The 15,128-nt window shown below is 63.7% G+C and carries 18 protein-coding genes and 1 tRNA gene; 5 read left to right on the forward strand and 14 right to left on the reverse strand.

The genetic code is table 11. The annotated features are described in order from the left end of the window. Nucleotides 1-46 precede the first annotated feature (46 nt). Together P1IM2_RS09315 and P1IM2_RS09320 are read left to right on the forward strand one after the other, a co-directional pair. Complete coding sequence (locus P1IM2_RS09315) at nt 47-214, forward strand: hypothetical protein (protein ID WP_156001238.1); 168 nt, start codon at nt 47-49, stop codon at nt 212-214. A gap of 37 nt (nt 215-251) precedes the next feature. Further along, nucleotides 252-470, forward strand: coding sequence for a hypothetical protein (locus P1IM2_RS09320; protein WP_062902711.1), 219 nt, complete (start codon nt 252-254; stop codon nt 468-470). Nucleotides 471-494: 24 nt separating this feature from the next. Here the strand turns inward: P1IM2_RS09320 and P1IM2_RS09325 are convergent, their stop codons facing one another. Next, nucleotides 495-905: a nuclear transport factor 2 family protein gene (locus P1IM2_RS09325; RefSeq protein WP_234179979.1), complete on the reverse strand. Its 411-nt coding sequence runs from the start codon at nt 903-905 to the stop codon at nt 495-497. A gap of 125 nt (nt 906-1,030) precedes the next feature. Between P1IM2_RS09325 and P1IM2_RS09330 the strand changes: the two genes are divergently transcribed. Next, entirely contained in the window at nt 1,031-1,483 is a 453-nt protein-coding gene (locus P1IM2_RS09330; protein WP_186402268.1) for a MarR family winged helix-turn-helix transcriptional regulator, read from the forward strand. A gap of 12 nt (nt 1,484-1,495) precedes the next feature. Here P1IM2_RS09330 and P1IM2_RS09335 read toward each other — a convergent pair whose 3' ends face one another. Next, the gene (locus P1IM2_RS09335) at nt 1,496-1,792 is read right to left on the reverse strand and encodes a hypothetical protein (protein WP_186402269.1); all 297 of its coding nucleotides are present in this window, start codon (nt 1,790-1,792) and stop codon (nt 1,496-1,498) included. 377 nt (nt 1,793-2,169) lie between these two features. On the opposite strand from P1IM2_RS09335, the gene P1IM2_RS09340 reads away from it, so the two are divergent. Continuing rightward, on the forward strand, nt 2,170-3,147 hold the full coding sequence (locus P1IM2_RS09340) for an NAD(P)H-dependent flavin oxidoreductase (RefSeq protein WP_186402270.1): 978 nt from the start codon (nt 2,170-2,172) through the stop codon (nt 3,145-3,147). Here P1IM2_RS09340 and P1IM2_RS09345 read toward each other — a convergent pair. The 9 genes from P1IM2_RS09345 to ccmC form a co-directional block, all read right to left on the reverse strand. After that, nucleotides 3,144-3,368 carry a hypothetical protein gene (locus P1IM2_RS09345; RefSeq protein WP_186402271.1) on the reverse strand — a complete coding sequence of 75 codons (225 nt, stop codon included), beginning with the start codon at nt 3,366-3,368 and terminating at the stop codon, nt 3,144-3,146. The two genes, P1IM2_RS09340 and P1IM2_RS09345, sit on opposite strands and share 4 nt — an antisense overlap. A 279-nt stretch (nt 3,369-3,647) precedes the next feature. Further along, a complete protein-coding gene (locus P1IM2_RS09350; RefSeq protein ID WP_062902716.1) occupies nt 3,648-5,609 on the reverse strand; it encodes a potassium transporter Kup in 1,962 nt (653 codons plus the stop codon). Nucleotides 5,610-5,652: 43 nt separating this feature from the next. Next, nucleotides 5,653-6,303, reverse strand: a complete 651-nt coding sequence (locus P1IM2_RS09355; RefSeq protein WP_186402272.1) for a tetratricopeptide repeat protein — start codon at nt 6,301-6,303, stop codon at nt 5,653-5,655. Beyond that, entirely contained in the window at nt 6,300-6,731 is a 432-nt protein-coding gene (locus P1IM2_RS09360; RefSeq protein WP_186402273.1) for a cytochrome c-type biogenesis protein CcmH, read from the reverse strand. Before P1IM2_RS09360 ends, P1IM2_RS09355 begins: the two co-directional genes overlap by 4 nt. Further along, nucleotides 6,728-7,258 carry a DsbE family thiol:disulfide interchange protein gene (locus tag P1IM2_RS09365; RefSeq protein ID WP_186402274.1) on the reverse strand — a complete coding sequence of 177 codons (531 nt, stop codon included), beginning with the start codon at nt 7,256-7,258 and terminating at the stop codon, nt 6,728-6,730. Before P1IM2_RS09365 ends, P1IM2_RS09360 begins: the two co-directional genes overlap by 4 nt. Continuing rightward, complete coding sequence (locus tag P1IM2_RS09370) at nt 7,255-9,222, reverse strand: heme lyase CcmF/NrfE family subunit (RefSeq protein WP_186402275.1); 1,968 nt, start codon at nt 9,220-9,222, stop codon at nt 7,255-7,257. Before P1IM2_RS09370 ends, P1IM2_RS09365 begins: the two co-directional genes overlap by 4 nt. Then, the gene (gene ccmE / locus P1IM2_RS09375) at nt 9,219-9,656 is read right to left on the reverse strand and encodes a cytochrome c maturation protein CcmE (RefSeq protein ID WP_062902721.1); all 438 of its coding nucleotides are present in this window, start codon (nt 9,654-9,656) and stop codon (nt 9,219-9,221) included. The genes P1IM2_RS09370 and ccmE overlap by 4 nt, the downstream gene beginning before the upstream one ends. Continuing rightward, nucleotides 9,653-9,808: a hypothetical protein gene (locus P1IM2_RS09380; protein ID WP_186402276.1), complete on the reverse strand. Its 156-nt coding sequence runs from the start codon at nt 9,806-9,808 to the stop codon at nt 9,653-9,655. The genes ccmE and P1IM2_RS09380 overlap by 4 nt, the downstream gene beginning before the upstream one ends. Beyond that, nucleotides 9,805-10,545: a heme ABC transporter permease CcmC gene (gene ccmC, locus P1IM2_RS09385; RefSeq protein WP_186402277.1), complete on the reverse strand. Its 741-nt coding sequence runs from the start codon at nt 10,543-10,545 to the stop codon at nt 9,805-9,807. Before ccmC ends, P1IM2_RS09380 begins: the two co-directional genes overlap by 4 nt. A 261-nt stretch (nt 10,546-10,806) precedes the next feature. Between ccmC and P1IM2_RS09390 the strand changes: the two genes are divergently transcribed. Beyond that, nucleotides 10,807-13,359 carry a TonB-dependent siderophore receptor gene (locus P1IM2_RS09390; protein WP_186402278.1) on the forward strand — a complete coding sequence of 851 codons (2,553 nt, stop codon included), beginning with the start codon at nt 10,807-10,809 and terminating at the stop codon, nt 13,357-13,359. A gap of 37 nt (nt 13,360-13,396) precedes the next feature. On the opposite strand, the gene P1IM2_RS09395 is transcribed toward P1IM2_RS09390, so the two are convergent. The 3 genes from P1IM2_RS09395 to P1IM2_RS09405 all read right to left on the reverse strand — a co-directional run bounded on the left by P1IM2_RS09395 (nt 13,397) and on the right by P1IM2_RS09405 (nt 15,045). Further along, the gene (locus P1IM2_RS09395) at nt 13,397-13,750 is read right to left on the reverse strand and encodes a YbaN family protein (RefSeq protein WP_186402279.1); all 354 of its coding nucleotides are present in this window, start codon (nt 13,748-13,750) and stop codon (nt 13,397-13,399) included. Between the two features lie 58 nt (nt 13,751-13,808). Next, nucleotides 13,809-14,858, reverse strand: coding sequence for a Glu/Leu/Phe/Val family dehydrogenase (locus P1IM2_RS09400; protein ID WP_062770180.1), 1,050 nt, complete (start codon nt 14,856-14,858; stop codon nt 13,809-13,811). 110 nt (nt 14,859-14,968) lie between these two features. Continuing rightward, nucleotides 14,969-15,045 (reverse strand) — tRNA-His (locus P1IM2_RS09405). Between the last annotated feature and the right edge of the window lie 83 nt (nt 15,046-15,128).

Here is a 15,128-nt window from a genome sequence, read left to right on the forward strand (position 1 = left end):
GTGGCGCCGGTCTCCAAAAACCACAACATCCAAAGCAAAGATAAAGATGATGACGAACTTCTATAACAACCCTTCTATTTTTCCCGCTCTGCCCGCGCTGTCGCTGGCCGGCCGGGCGCAGACGGCCCGGATTTCTCCGGCCCGCGCGCCGCGCCGCCGCCCGACGCTGTCGCGCCGCGAGCTTCGGCGCCTGATCGCCGATATGGTCGATTGATCGACCGTAACGGACAACCGTACAAGGAAGAGCAGCCATGTCGGCCACCACCGAATTCTACATCGCCCAGGCGGACAAGTGCCGCACCGATGCCGATGCATCGTCGTTGACGCAGGTGCGCGACCGCAATCTGCGCGCCGCCGCGGCGTGGCAGGCGATGGCCGACAAGCTGCTTCACTCCGAACGCCTGCGCGCCGAAAAGGAAGCGCGGGTCGTGGAGGAGGCTGAAGCCAGAACGACCGCGCCCGCGCCCTGACAGGTGCGCCGTGCGAGGCGCCGCTCAGCCGATGGTGCGCCACTCCTCATGCACGATTTCGCGGGCAATCCGTCCGCCGCGCATGTGAAAGACATGCACCAGCCGGAGCTCGACCCGCGCCCCGATCGCCACCGGTGCATTGACCATCCCGTCACCCGTCAGGCGAAAGCGCACCTTCATGTCATCGACGACGCGAGTTTCGGTGGCAAAACGGTCGAGCGGCTCCAGTTCGACCTCGGCCAGCGAGGCGAACATGCGGCGGTAATTGGCCTCGATTGCCGACTTGCTGTCGAGATATAGCCCCCGTCCCGGCACTTCCAGGACTATGTCATCGGTATAAAGATCCATCACCGACGCCGGATCGCGCGCCTCATTCTCGATATGCTCCGCCGCCACCGCCAGATTGCGGGCCACCATCTCGTCGCTGCGGTCCATCGCGGCCACCACCTGCTCCATTGCCGTCACTTTCTATCACAGCCTCCGGCGGATCGCCGATATAGGCAGTTATTCTGTCTAATGGCGCAATAGACAGTTAATCTGTCTTGTGTCAAGAGGCTGCAATGATCGAAAATCTCCCTCCCCCGCTATCCGGCGACGGCCAACGCCTCGCTCAGCTCTTCCACCTTGCCTACGACCGGCTGCGCACCCGCATCTACGGCCAGGCCCGCGACGCCGGCTTCGCCGACCTCCGCCCCGCTCACTCCAGCCTGCTACGCAACATCGACCCCGCCGGGTCGCGGGTCGTCGACCTCGCCGAGCGGGCCGGCATGACGAAACAGAGCATGGCCTATCTGACCGACAGCCTGGCCAAACTCGGCTATGTCGCCGTCGGCCCCGATCCCGACGACGGGCGAGCGAAACGGGTTGTGCTTACCGAACGAGGCAAAGCCGCGGTCGACACCCTTGCCCGTCTAAGCCGCGAGGCCGAGGCCGAACTGACGAAAACGCTGGGCGAAACGGAAATGATGCGGCTTCACGCCACGATGCGCCAGCTGGTCGCAGCGCTCCACTGATGCAGCGCCGGGTTAATCGACCGACCAGTAATCCGCGGCCCCCAGTGCCCCGCCGCGGCGGCAGATGAGCACGCCTTCACCATCACTAAGCTCGGCCCAGCTACCAACCGGCTCGCTCTCAGCTAGGGCTAGCGCTGCAACGAGATCTGCCGCCTCGAAAGCGACGTGCTTCTCGATGCCGAACCATCGATCTTCGTAACGCAGGACGTATGTGTTTGGCGGCGGCATAGCGGGCGCATCACCGGCCGGTCGCGGCAGGCAGTCGCAACCGCCGCGCGGCACACCGTTATTTGGGGAGGGGATAGGCATGGTATAAATCCTTCGGCGGGGGGAAACGAAGGGGTCCGGCAGGCTTGTCAGGCCAGCCTGCGACCTGGGCAGGGCAATATCTCGACGCGCGAACTCCGAATCGCATACCGCCCAACCGGCACACGCTTAGTCCAACTTATAGAAAGATAGAGATATTTTTGCTTTATCTACTAAGCATCGTCTCTTCGACGGGCCGACGCTGCGGCTCGACGAACGACGGCACCATCCTTCCAAACAACGGCGCAAGTCTGTCTTGATGCCCAACACGCTCGATGTCCCCAGACGCGGCTACGCCAAGCAGAGCGCGGCGCTTCATGCTTGCGCCACCTTCCGTTTACGTTAGGGTAAGCTCAAGACCATCTTGGAGAGACTGATTCATGGCCCTTCCCCCGATTTTCGACCGCCTGCGCCTGCCCGTCATCGGCTCGCCGCTGTTTATCGTTTCGGGCCCCGATCTGGTCATCGCGCAGTGCAAGGCGGGGATTGTCGGCAGCTTCCCGGCCCTCAACGCCCGGCCGCAATCGCTGCTGGACGAGTGGCTCCACCGCATCACCGAGGAATTGGCGGCATGGGACCGCGCCAACCCCGACCGGCTGTCAGCCCCCTTTGCCGTGAATCAGATCGTTCACCGCTCGAACGATCGGCTCGAGGCGGATATTGCAACCTGCGAAAAATGGAAGGTGCCGATCACCATCACCTCATTGGGCGCCCGGGAGGAATTGAACCAGGCGGTCCACGGGTGGGGCGGCATCACCTTGCACGACGTCATCGACGACCGCTTCGCGCGCAAGGCGATCGAAAAGGGCGCCGACGGACTGATCCCCGTTGCCGCGGGCGCCGGCGGCCATGCCGGCACCCAGTCGCCCTTTGCGCTGGTGCAGGAAATCCGCGAATGGTTCGATGGCCCGGTGGCGCTTTCGGGCGCCATAGCCCACGGTCGCTCGATCCTCGCTGCCCAGGCGTGCGGCGCCGACCTGGCCTATATAGGCAGCGCTTTCATCGCCGCTGCCGAAGCCAATGCCGACGACGGCTACAAGAACGGTATCGTCGAAGGGCGCGCGGCCGACATTGTCTATTCAAACCTCTTCACCGGCGTGCACGGAAATTATCTGCGCCAATCGATCGTGGCCGCGGGGATGGATCCCGACAATCTGCCGGAAGGCGACCTCAAGACGATGAACTTCGGGTCTGGCGGCAACACCAAGGCGAAGGCATGGAAGGACATCTGGGGCTCGGGTCAGGGGATCGCCTCGGTCCGCGGCGTGCGCCCGGTCGCCGAATTCGTCGCTGAACTCGAAGCGCAATATCAGGACGCATGGTCTGAATTGCAGGGCAAGGTGCGGCTCCAAGGCTAACGGAACAGCCGCGAGATCGCTTCGTCAAGATATGGGCGATCCGCGAACAAGCGCATCGGATCGCGCCGGTTAAAGCCGGTGCCACGGCGGTCGGTGAGCGCGCGGCGCAAGCTGTCCTGCAGCAACGCCAGACGCATCGCGGCCGTGCGCCGTGCCGCGGGGGCGTCGCGATTGATCTGCCGCTCGAAACATATCCGGATCCTATCGACCCGCGCCGTCATCACATCATGATAACCATGGTGAGGGTCGCGGCTTTTGGGCATGGCCGCACGACAGCGCCAGCGGCTCCGAGCGAGGCGCCGTATGACTCAGCGCGACTTCGGCGCCCGCCGGCAGGGTCGAAAAGTCATTTCCCGCAATCAGCGCGAAGGGCGCCGGCGCGGCGGGCCGTAACGAGGCGGAGCTAATCCCTGCTTGCATGTCGCGCGTCCCGATGGGTTCGCCCCAGCATCGCACGACGCGCGCCGATGTTCAGACGCCTGTCTGTTCAGAGCTGACGATCAGATGGCGACCTGGCTTCCCAGTTCGACCACGCGGTTGGTCGGCAGACGGAAATACTCCATCGCGCTTTCCGAATTGCGCAGCATCCATGCGAACAGCTTTTCGCGCCAGATCGGCATGCCGGGCTTCTTGGCGGCAATCAGCGTCTGACGCGACAGGAAGAAGCTCGTCTCGATCATCTTGAATTCGCCGCCGCACGCGGTCGTGCGTTTCAGCGCATCGGGCACGTCGACCGGCTGCATGAAACCATAGTGCAGGATCAGTCGGTGAAATCCCTGCCCCAGATCGTCAAGCTGGCAGAGTTTCGTTTCCGGCACGAACGGCACGTCGGCAATCTTGATCGTCAACAGGATGATGCGTTCGTGCAGCACCTTGTTGTGCTTCAGATTGTGAAGCAGAGCGTGCGGCACCCCATCGGAGGTCGACGTCATGAAGACAGCGGTGCCCGGAACGCGCGTTGCGCTGTTCGCCGCGGACTTCACGAACACCGGGATCGGCATCGCGCTTTCCGCCATTTCCTGCTGCATCAGCTTGCGGCCGCGGGACCAGGTCGTCAACATGGTGAAGATCGTCAGACCGATCACCAGCGGCACCCAGCCGCCATCGGGCACCTTGATCAGATTGGCGCCGAAATAGGCGACATCGACGATGAAGAATACCGCGAGCACAGGCAGCGCTTTCCACGCCGGCCAGCGCCACAGGCTGAACAGCACCACGCTCATCAGACAGGTGTCGATGAACATCGCGCCGGTCACGGCGATACCATAAGCCGCAGCCAGATTGCTCGACGAACCGAAGAACAGCACGAGCAGAATGACCATGACCATCAGGCCCCAATTGACGACGGGAATGTAAATCTGCCCCTGCGCCGACGCACTGGTATGTTCGACCCGCAGGCGCGGCACGAAACCGAGCTGGATGGCCTGCTGCGTCAACGAAAAGGCGCCCGAAATGACGGCCTGACTGGCAATGATCGTCGCCAGCAGCGCGAGCAGCACGACGGGGACGCGCCACGCGTCGGGCATCATCAGGAAGAAGGGATCCTGGATCAGTTGCGCCGTAGGTGCGACCTGTCCGGCAAGCACCATCGCGCCCTGCCCCATGTAATTGAGCATCAGCGCGGGTAGTACGAAACACAACCAGCTCAGCCCGATCGGCGCGCGGCCGAAATGGCCCATGTCGGCATAGAGCGCCTCCGCCCCCGTTACCGCGAGGACGACGGCTCCAAGCGCGATGAAGGCGGTGAAGCCGTCATAATAGAAAAAGCGCATCGCGTTGATGGGGTTCAGCGTGTGCATGACGATCGTCGGATGATCGACGATATGCATGACGCCCAACACCGCGAGCATCAGGAAGTAGCCGAGCATGATCGGCCCGAAAAGCATCCCGACCTTCGCGGTTCCGCGCGACTGGATCGCAAAGAGGCCGATCAGGATCGCAAGCGCGATCGGAACGATATAGGGTTCGAAACCGCGGCTGACATATTGCAGCCCCTCGGTAGCCGACAACACCGACATCGCCGGAGTGATCATGCTGTCGCCGTAAAAGAGCGCGGTGGCAAAAACGCCGAGCAAAACGATCGGCCAGGTCCAGCGAGCACCGCCCGACGAGCGACTTATCAGCGCGAGCAGCGCCAGACTGCCCCCCTCGCCCTTGTTGTCGGCTTTCATGATCGTCATCACATATTTGAAAGTGACGACCAGCATCATCGACCAGAAGACGAGGCTGAGCACGCCATAGATGTGCAGCTGGTCGGCTTCGATCGAATGATGGCCGGCGAAGGTTTCGCGGAAAGCGTAGAGCGGGCTGGTGCCGATATCGCCGAAAACGACGCCGACGGCGCCGACCGCCAGCTTCAGCGTGCCGTCACCGTGATGGCCGTGACCCGTTTGGCCCGCTTCGATTCCGGTGGGCGCGGCGCTTTCGGCGCTTGCCTGGCCCTGTTGCGACTCGACAGTCATTGGCGCGCCTTAGACCAGCGGGAGAGACAGGAATAGCATTGAATCAAGGCCCGGTCGACGCATCGGGGGACAGGTCCGGCCCCATCGCCTGTCGCAATTGGGCCAGCCGCATCTCGAGGTCCGCGCGCCACGGCGCATCGGGCGGGGTGCGCGCCAGAAGCTGGCTCCATACCGCGTCCGCACCCTTCAGATCGCCGCTCTGCGCCATCGCAAGGCCTGCAAAGAAAGGCGGCGCGGGATGGTTCGGGTCGCGCTTTGCGGCCTCATCGAACGCGAGCGCGGCGGCGGGCGACATCACGCCGCCACCATGCGCAACAAGCGCATTGCCCAAGCCGACCCAAAGATCGACATTGTCGGGATAACGCTCCAGCCCCTTTTCAAGCGTTTGCGCAGCCAGCGCCGTCTTGCCGGTTCGCGCAAAGCCGTCCGACATCGCGATCCATTGTGCGGCCGGTCCAAAACGGTCGGCCATACCCTGCTGACGATCGGTGATCGCCTCGCCGAACCCTTCAAGCTGTTCGGGCGCCACGATCGGCTTGCCGGGCAAGGATGGGCTACCCTGCAGAGCATAACCGGCGACGCCCACCATGACCGCAGCGACAGCAAGCGGCCGAGCCGCCGCCGGCAGCTTGCCGAACAAGAAGATGGCGCCCAGCGTGACCAAGCCGACAAGCAATATCCACATCCAGATCATGGAGCGTTCTCCGCGTCGCCTGCGTCGCGGCGGAAACGCCCGAAGGCCAGCCATCCTCCGAGCAACAGGAAAGCGAGCGGGCCGAGCCACAACAGGGCGGTGGCCGCATCGAACGGCGGATCGTAACTGACCCAATTGCCATAGCGCGCCACCAGCCATTGGCGGATCGCATCGGGGCTTTCTCCCGCGGCAATCTTGGTGCGCACCTCATGCCGCATGTCGCCGGCGAGCGGCGCATCGCTGTCGGCGATCGACTGCCCCTGGCAGACGAGGCAGCGCAACGTTTCCATAAGTGCCTTGGCTTTTTCTTCCTGCGCGGGATCGGGAAGCTGCTGATAGGCATAGGGCGCCGGCGGCAGGCGATCCTGCGCGGCCGCAGGCGCAGAGGCCAGAACAAGCGAGGCGAGCAGGATGGTCCAGCCCCTCACTTCATCTTCTCCAGCTTGGCGACGATTTCCGGCACCTGTTCCTGAAGGATTACGCCCTGTATCTGTTCGCGGATGATCCCCTTGCCGTCGATCAGGAAGGTTTCGGGGACGCCCGACGAGCCGAGCGCGATCTGGACGCTGCTTTGCACATCCGACCCGATGCGGTCGAAGGGATTGCCATTTTCCCGCAGGAATTGCGCCACATCGTCGGGCCGGTCGCGGATCGCGATGCCGTCGATCGGAACGCCCGCGGCCTTCAGCGCCTCAAGCTGCGGCGCCTCGGCACGGCACGGGATGCACCAGCTGGCAAAGACGTTGACGAGGCGCGGCCGCCCGTCGGCGAGGTCGCTGCTTTTCAGGCCCTCGACGCCGGCGGTTGCGGGCGGCAGGTCGAACAACGGCATCGGCTTGTTGATCCACTGCGACTGGATCAGCGTTTCGGGCGGAGTCGTCAGGCGATAGATGAAGGCCCCAAACAGCAGCGCGGTAATCGCCAAAGGCACGAACAGGATCCAGCGGGTCTTCATGCGTAGCGCCCCTCGGCCCTGCGCGCGCGGTGACTGCGCCACAGGGCCAGCAATTGCGCACGGCCGAGCAGCGACAGCGCCGCGCCGATCGCGATCAATGCCCCACCCAGCCAGATCCACCAGACGAGCGGCTTCCACCACAGGCGAAGCTGGTAGCGGTCGGCGCGGCCATCGGCGCCCGTGACCGGCTGGCCGAGCACGGCATAAAGCTGTCCGCCCGGCCGCGTCAGCAATGCGGCCTCATTGGTTTCGGTTGGCGCGCCGCCCATCAGGCCCGGAAAAGTTCGCGCCTCGGGCCGCAGGGTGAAGCTGTGTCCGGAGGGCGATGTCGCGATCAGCGTTCCTTCGACCGCGGTGTAATTTGGGCCAGCGATCGGGCGGACGCCGACGAACTTCACCGTGAAATCATCGACGGTGACCGTCTCGCCCGGCGCCGCAGCCACCAGCCGTTCCTTGATGAAAGCGCTTTCGGCGGCCATCCCGGCAAGCGCGACCGCGACGCCGAAGTGCGCGATCACCATGCCCCATGTCGGCAGCGGCGTCCGGCGCAGATTGCGGCCCCACAATGGCGCCAGGCTGGCAACCGCGACGATCCCGGCGACCGTCATGCCAAGCAGCGGCAGCACGCCGACCTTGCCGCCGAACAGGATCAGGCCGAACAGCACCGCCGACCCGGCAAGAATCGCGGCAGGAAGTCGCGACCACAGCTTGCGCCCGTCGTCCTTGCGCCAGGCGAGTAGCGGACCGGCCACCATGACCAGACACAGGATCAGCGCGAGCGGGCCCGCAACCTTGTTATAATAGGGCGGTCCGACCGAAATCTTTTCGCCCATGGCCTCAGCCACGATCGGATAGAGCGTACCGAGCAGCACGAGCGCAAGGATCGTCGTGAGCAGCAGATTGTTGATGACGAGCGACCCCTCGCGACTGAGCAGCGCGAATTTCTTGCCTTCGGCGACGCTGCTGGCGCGCAACGCGAACAGCGTCAATGCGCCCCCGATGTAGATCGCCATCAGCGCGAGCAGGAAGGTTCCGCGTTCGGGGTCGACGGCAAAGCTGTGCACGCTGGTCAGCAGGCCCGACCGCACGATGAACGTGCCGACCATTGACATCGAGAAAGCGACAACCGCGAGCATCACCGTCCATGCGCGCAACGCGTTGCGCGTCGCGGTCACGCTCACCGAGTGGAGCAGCGCCGCGCCTGCAAGCCACGGGATGAGCGACACATTTTCAACCGGGTCCCAGAACCACCAGCCGCCCCAGCCCAGCTCGTAATAGGCCCAATAGCTGCCGGCGGTAATTCCCAGAGTCAGGAAAATCCAGCTTCCCAAGACCCACGGCCGCATGGCGCGCGCGAAGGCCGGGCCGATCTCGCGCGTGATCAGCGCGCCGACCGCAAAGCTGAAGGCGACCGACAAACCGACGTAGCCGACGTAAAGCGTCGGCGGGTGAAAGGCGAGCCCGGGATCCTGCAACAGCGGGTTCAGCCCCTGCCCGTCGGGCGGCGCGATCGGCAGCCGCTTGAAGGGGTTCGATGAAAAGAGCAGAAACGCAAAAAAGCCGAGGCTCAGCGCCGCCTGCGCAGCAAGCGTTGCGACCAGCGTATCCTCGCGCAGCCGCTTTTCGAAGATCGCAACGAGCGCGCCCGACAAGCCGAGGATCGTGAGCCACAGAAGCATCGATCCTTCATGATTGCCCCAGGCGCCCGCGACCTTGAACAGCATCGGCTTCAAACTGTGGCTGTTGCGCGCCACCAGTTCGACCGACATGTCGGACCGCACGAAAAGCGCGATCAGCATCGCGAAAGCCGCCGCGGTCAAAACGCCCTGCGCGACGCTCGCCGGCCGGACGAGGGCTGCAAGATCGCCTTTGCCGCTCCGCAGATAGAGGCTGCCCGCGACGAGCGACAGGCAGGCGAGCGCCGCAGCCATCCACAACAGCGCGAGACCCAGTTCGGCGATCATGCTTTCGGCGCTGCTTTCATAGCCTTGGGCATATCGCCCATTTGCGGCGGCATATAGCGTTCGTCATGCTTGGCCAGGATACGGTCGGCCACAAAGGTGCCATCGGCCCGCATCCGGCCGTCGGCGACCATTCCGGCATTTTCGGCAAACAGATCGGGCACGATGCCCTTATATTCGACTGGGATCGATGCCTTGCCGTCGGTGGCGACGAAGCGGATCGTCACGCCGTCGGGCTGATGCCTGATGCTGCCGGCCGCCACCATTCCGCCCAGCCGCATTGCTTCGCCCACTTCGGCTTTGCCCGCTTGAATTTCGGCAGGCGTGCGGAAATAGGCCGCCTCGTCGCGCAGCGCGCTCGCCGCGAGAACCCCCGCGCCGCCGACGCCGCACAGCGCCACCGCCGCCAGGATCAGTCGTTGATGTTTCGCTTTCATGTCCGGTCCCTGCGCAGCGCAGCGCTGCGCTTTTCAGCCTTCGTCATCGTCCGCCAGCTATGCCAGACCACCGCTCCGGTCAGGAGCGCGGTCAGCATATAGGCAGCCGCGACATAGGCCCATTGGCCGTTTCCGGTTATGACGCCGGTCAAAATTCGGTCCCCTCGTCGTCCGCCAACCGGCGCAGGCGCGCCGCGACCCGATTGTCGGCTATGATCCGCCGCATGCGCATCAATACGATCGCCCCGAATAGCAGCGAAAATCCGGCCAAGGTCAAGCCCAGCGGCCACAACAGGCTGCCGTCGATGCTCGATCCGCGCATGGTGATGCTCGGCCCTTGATGCAGGCTGTTCCACCACACGACGCTGCGATTGATGATCGGGATATTGATCGCGCCGACCAGCGCATAAATCGCGGCACCGCGCGAAAGCGTTCCGCCCTGCCGCTCGCTTTCGTCGCCCGTCGTCAACGCGACGAAACCGGCATAGAGAAAGAGCAGCACGAGCATCGACGTCATGCGGCCGTCCCACTCCCACCAGGTTCCCCAGGTCGGCTTTCCCCAGATCGATCCGGTCGCGAGACACAGTGCGGTGAACAGCATGCCAGGAACCGCGATCGCGCGCGCCGCAATCCCTGCCAGCGGGTGCCGCCACACGAGCTGCACCAATCCTGCAAGAGCGAGCGACGTCCAGCCCCCCATGCCGAGCCAGGCGGCGGGAACATGAACATAGAGAATGCGCGCCGTCTCGCCCTGCTTCGCTTCGCCCGGCACCATCGTCAGCCCGGCCCATGCGCCGGCGAGCAAGAACGCCAGTCCCAGCCACAGCAGCCACGGCGTCAGCGGACGCGCAATGGCCAGGAAACGGGTCGGATTCGCATAGGCGTGCATCGCGCGCCGAGCCTTAGGCGAGCGCACGGCCGCGGTCTAGACAATTGACGCCATCGGCGTCGCGCACGAATGATATCGATAGCAATGATGGGAAGACATAAAATTACTTAGTATGCGGCAATTGTGTGGCTCAATTGCCACATATGTCACCAAAACGAAATAATAGCGCCCCGCTCGGCCGCGTGAGGGGTGGAAGCGTCGGCATTTCTCATCAAACCTGTGCAGGTCGTTTCTAGGGGCAATCAACAGGGAAAGATGACCATGAAAAACACGACCCAATTATCGAGCCTCGCGCTCGCCACCGCTCTTGTCGCAAGCGGTTGGACTGCGCCGGCTTTCGCACAGGAAGGCGCCAACGACGCGGATGCGAACGAAACGATCATCGTAACCGGCACCCGCCGGACCGACCGGACGATCGCCGACAGCACCGTGCCGATCGACGTGATCTCGAGTGAATCGCTGCAGAATAGCGGGACGACCGAAACGAACCGGCTACTCAACCAGCTCGTTCCTTCGTTCAATTTCCCTCAGCCGTCGCTGACCGACGGCACGGACTCGCTGCGTCCGGCCACGCTGCGCGGCCTCGCGCCCGACCAGGTGCTCGTGCTCGTGAACGGCAAGCGCCGCCATCTTTCGTCGCTGCTCAACCTGAATGGCTCGATCGGACGCGGCTCGGCGGGCGTCGACATGAACACGATTCCGCCGCTGGCAATCGAGCGTATCGAGGTGCTGCGCGACGGCGCGTCCTCGCAATATGGCTCGGACGCGATTGCTGGCGTTATCAACATCCAGCTCAAGAAAAGCGTCGGGGGCCGTGCGCAGATCAGCTTCGGCAAATATATCACGACGATGGAGGATGTCGCGCAGGTCGCCAGCGTCGCACCGACGACGGGAGCGTCCGACGATCCGGCAATCACCTACACGGGCGAGGATCGCAAGCGCCGCGACGGCGACACCTGGACCATCGGGACCAATATAGGCCTGCCGATCGGCGATGCGGGCTATTTCAACTTCACGGCCGAATATAAGGACCGTTCGCCAACCAACCGCTCGGGCCCCGATTTGCGGCGCAACTATGCCGCTGCGGGGGATCCGCGCGAGGTGACCTTCAACCGCTACGAACACCGCTTCGGCGATGGCGAATCGAAGGACATGAACTTCTTCTTCAACGCCGGGATGGATGTTGGCGAAAGCTTTGAGCTCTACAGCTTCGGTAGTTACGGCATCCGTGACGCCAATGGCGCGGGCTTCTATCGCCGCTCGCTCGACTCGCGCAACGCCGACTGGGACAATGGCGGCCAGCCAATCTATCCCGACGGCTTCCTGCCGCTGATTACCAGCACCATTCAGGATATCGCCATCGCCGGCGGGCTGCGCGGCGAAACCGCAGGCTGGAACCTCGACCTGTCGGTCAACTATGGATCGAACCGGCTCGACTATGGCGTCGAGAACAGCGTGAACACCTCGCTCGGCAGCCTGCACAGCCCGCGCAAGTTCGACGCAGGCGGTCTCCGCTCGGGGCAAACCTCGGTCAACCTCGACGCAAGCCGTGACCTGAACCTCGGTATCGGCAGCACCACGCTGGCGCTCGGAGCGGAATGGCGGAACGAGAATTACCGCATCGTTCCGGGACAGCTCGAAAGCTATATCGCCGGTCCTTACACCTTCTCCAACGGCGCGGCGCCGGGTTCGCAGGTGTTCCCCGGCTTTTCGCCGACCACCGCGATCGACAAGTCGCGCGACAGCTTTGCCGGCTATCTCGAACTCGATGCCGATATCAGCGATATGTTCAACGTCCAGGCCGCCGGCCGCTACGAACATTTCTCGGACTTCGGCGACACGGTGAACGGGAAGCTTGCGGCGCGGTTCGAGCCCATCGACGGTCTCGCTTTCCGCGGGTCGGTTTCGACCGGTTTCCGCGCACCGGGGATGGCCCAGCAGTTCTTCTCGACCACCTCGACGAACAATGTGAACGGGACGCTGATTGAGATCGGCACCTTCCCGGTTGCATCGCCGATTGCGGTCGCACTCGGGGCGCAGCCGCTGAAGCCGGAAAAATCGGTCAACTTCGGCGGCGGCTTCGCCTTCAACATGGTTCGCGGACTCAGCCTGACAGTCGATTATTACCGCATCAAGATCAACGATCGCATCACGCTCACCGAAAACCTGCAGGGCGCAGACGTCGTCGCGATCCTTCAGGCAGCCAATGTGCAGGGCACATCGGCACGCTTCTTCATCAACGGGATCGACACCCGCACGCAGGGTGTCGATATCGTCGGAAGCTATCGCCTGCCCGATTTCGGGATCGGCAAGGTTACGCTCACTGCCGGCTATAATCTCAACGATACCAAGATCACCGATCGCCGTACGTTCAGCGGCTTTACGGCGCAGCGGCTGTTCGCTCGCCCCGAAAGCTTCCGCCTGACCGACGGCCAGCCCTCGAACAAGCTGAACGTCGGGGTCGATTGGGAGGCGGGTCCCGCCGGCATGACGCTCCGTGCCAATCGCTATGGCAAGGTCTTTCTGCCCGGCCCCAGCCTCGACATCACCATCCCGAAGGGTGCCGCTCCTGGCGATATCACCCTGACCCCGAAATGGGTTGTCGATCTGGAGTTCCGCTTCCGCCCGATCCAGCCGGTGCAGATCGCCGTCGGTGCCAATAATCTGCTCGACGAATATCCGGACCGCCTGCCGTTCGGGGTTGTCGATGGCTATAACTATGGCCTGAACAACAGCTTCCTGCCCTATTCGTCGCAGTCGCCGTTCGGCTTCAGCGGTCGCTTCGTCTATGGGCGTGTGTCGGTCGACTTCTAAGCTCGGACGACATTGCTGAAAGGGACAAGGCCGGGGGCTATGCCTCCGGCCTTGTCCATATCCAGCTTCCCGTTACGACGGCCGCGATGATCGGCGCCATCATCCACGGCCAGGGCGCAAAGAGCAGCGCCAGCGCAATGCTGAAAACAAAGGCGGCACTTGCAGCAAACTTGCCGCGGCGACTGATCGCCCCCTTCTCGCGCCAAGCAACAATGTGGTTTCCAAAGGTCGGATGCGTGAGCAGCCAGGCCTCGAGGCGCGGCGACGAGCGCGCGAAGCAGAAGGCGGCTAGGATCACGAAGGGCACGGTCGGCAACAGCGGCAGGAACGCACCGAGCGCGCCGAGCCCCAATGAGGCCCATCCCGAAACCAGATAGAAATGCCGCTTCATGGGAGCGGCTTAGCGCGTTTTCGCGCGCACGCCATCCCATGTTGCAACCGGCCGCTGGTCAGCGCCGCCCGATCAGCTTTTGCGCCATATGATCCGCTACCGTCGATGCCGGCGTGCCGCTTGCCTTGCTCTCGGCCCAGATCTCGGCGAGGCGACCCGGAATCAGGTGGATGCGGCTTTCGACCTCCTCCTGACTGCCCTGCCCCAGATATTCGAGCGCCACGTTGATGATGCCGCCGGCGTTGATCACATAATCGGGCGCGTAGACGATGCCGCGATCGTGGATGCGCTGCCCGTCGGCGGCAGTCGCAAGCTGGTTGTTCGCGCCGCCCGCGACGATCGGCACGCGCAACTTTTCGATGCTGCGTTCGGTCAGGATCGCCCCCAGCGCATTGGGGCTGAGCACATCGGCTTCGATTTCCATGATAGCCGCCGAGTCGGCGAGATCGGCACCCAATTCCTCTGCCAGTGCTTTTGCGCGCGCCAGATTGACGTCGGCAAGGGTCAGCTTCGCGCCTTCGGCCGCAAGCCGCCGCGCAACGCCGCCGCCGACGCTGCCGACGCCCTGGATCGCGATCCGCACGCCCGCGGCGCTGTCGGTACCCAGCCCTTCGCGGATCGCCGCCTTGATACCCAGATAAACGCCAAGCGCGGTATAGGGACCGGGGTCGCCCCCGGCCTCGCCGCTCGCGACCGGAAGGCCGCTGACATGTTTGGTCTGCTTCGCGATCTGGACCATGTCGGCGTCGGTGATGCCGACATCTTCCGCGGTCACATAGGCGCCGCCCAGCGATTCGACCGCCCGACCGAAGGCGGCAAGCAGTTCGGGGGTCTTGGTGCCGGCTTCGTCGGCCAGGATTACGCCCTTGCCGCCGCCCATCGGCAGCCCCGCCATCGCATTCTTATAGCTCATGCCGCGCGAGAGGCGTAGCGCATCGACGATCGCGGCCGACCGCTGCGGATAATGCCAGAAGCGCACCCCGCCCGCACCGGGGCCGAGGTGGGTCGAATGCACGGCGATGACCGCCGTCAGTCCGCTGTCGCGATCGCGGAACATGTGAACATGTTCATGATCGTCGAAATCGGCGAAATCCCAGACTGCGGACATGGCGTCACCCTCGCGTTAAAAAATTACGTAGGGGCGTAATAATGAAATAGCCGGCGCGAGTCACCCCCAAAGGGATCGCCACGGTTCTGATCAACGAAAAGCTTTGAAAATGGGGCGATCGACGGGACTTGAACCCGCGACCCCCGGTACCACAAACCGGTGCTCTAACCAACTGAGCTACGATCGCCATATGCCGGGCGAGACCGCCTGCGACAGCGCGCGGCGATAGGCGTGACCACCTCTTTCGTCAAGCATTGTTCGCATGACCAA

Source organism: Sphingopyxis sp. P1IMeth2 (assembly GCF_900185685.1).
Classification (GTDB): Bacteria; Pseudomonadota; Alphaproteobacteria; order Sphingomonadales; family Sphingomonadaceae; genus Sphingopyxis; species Sphingopyxis terrae_A.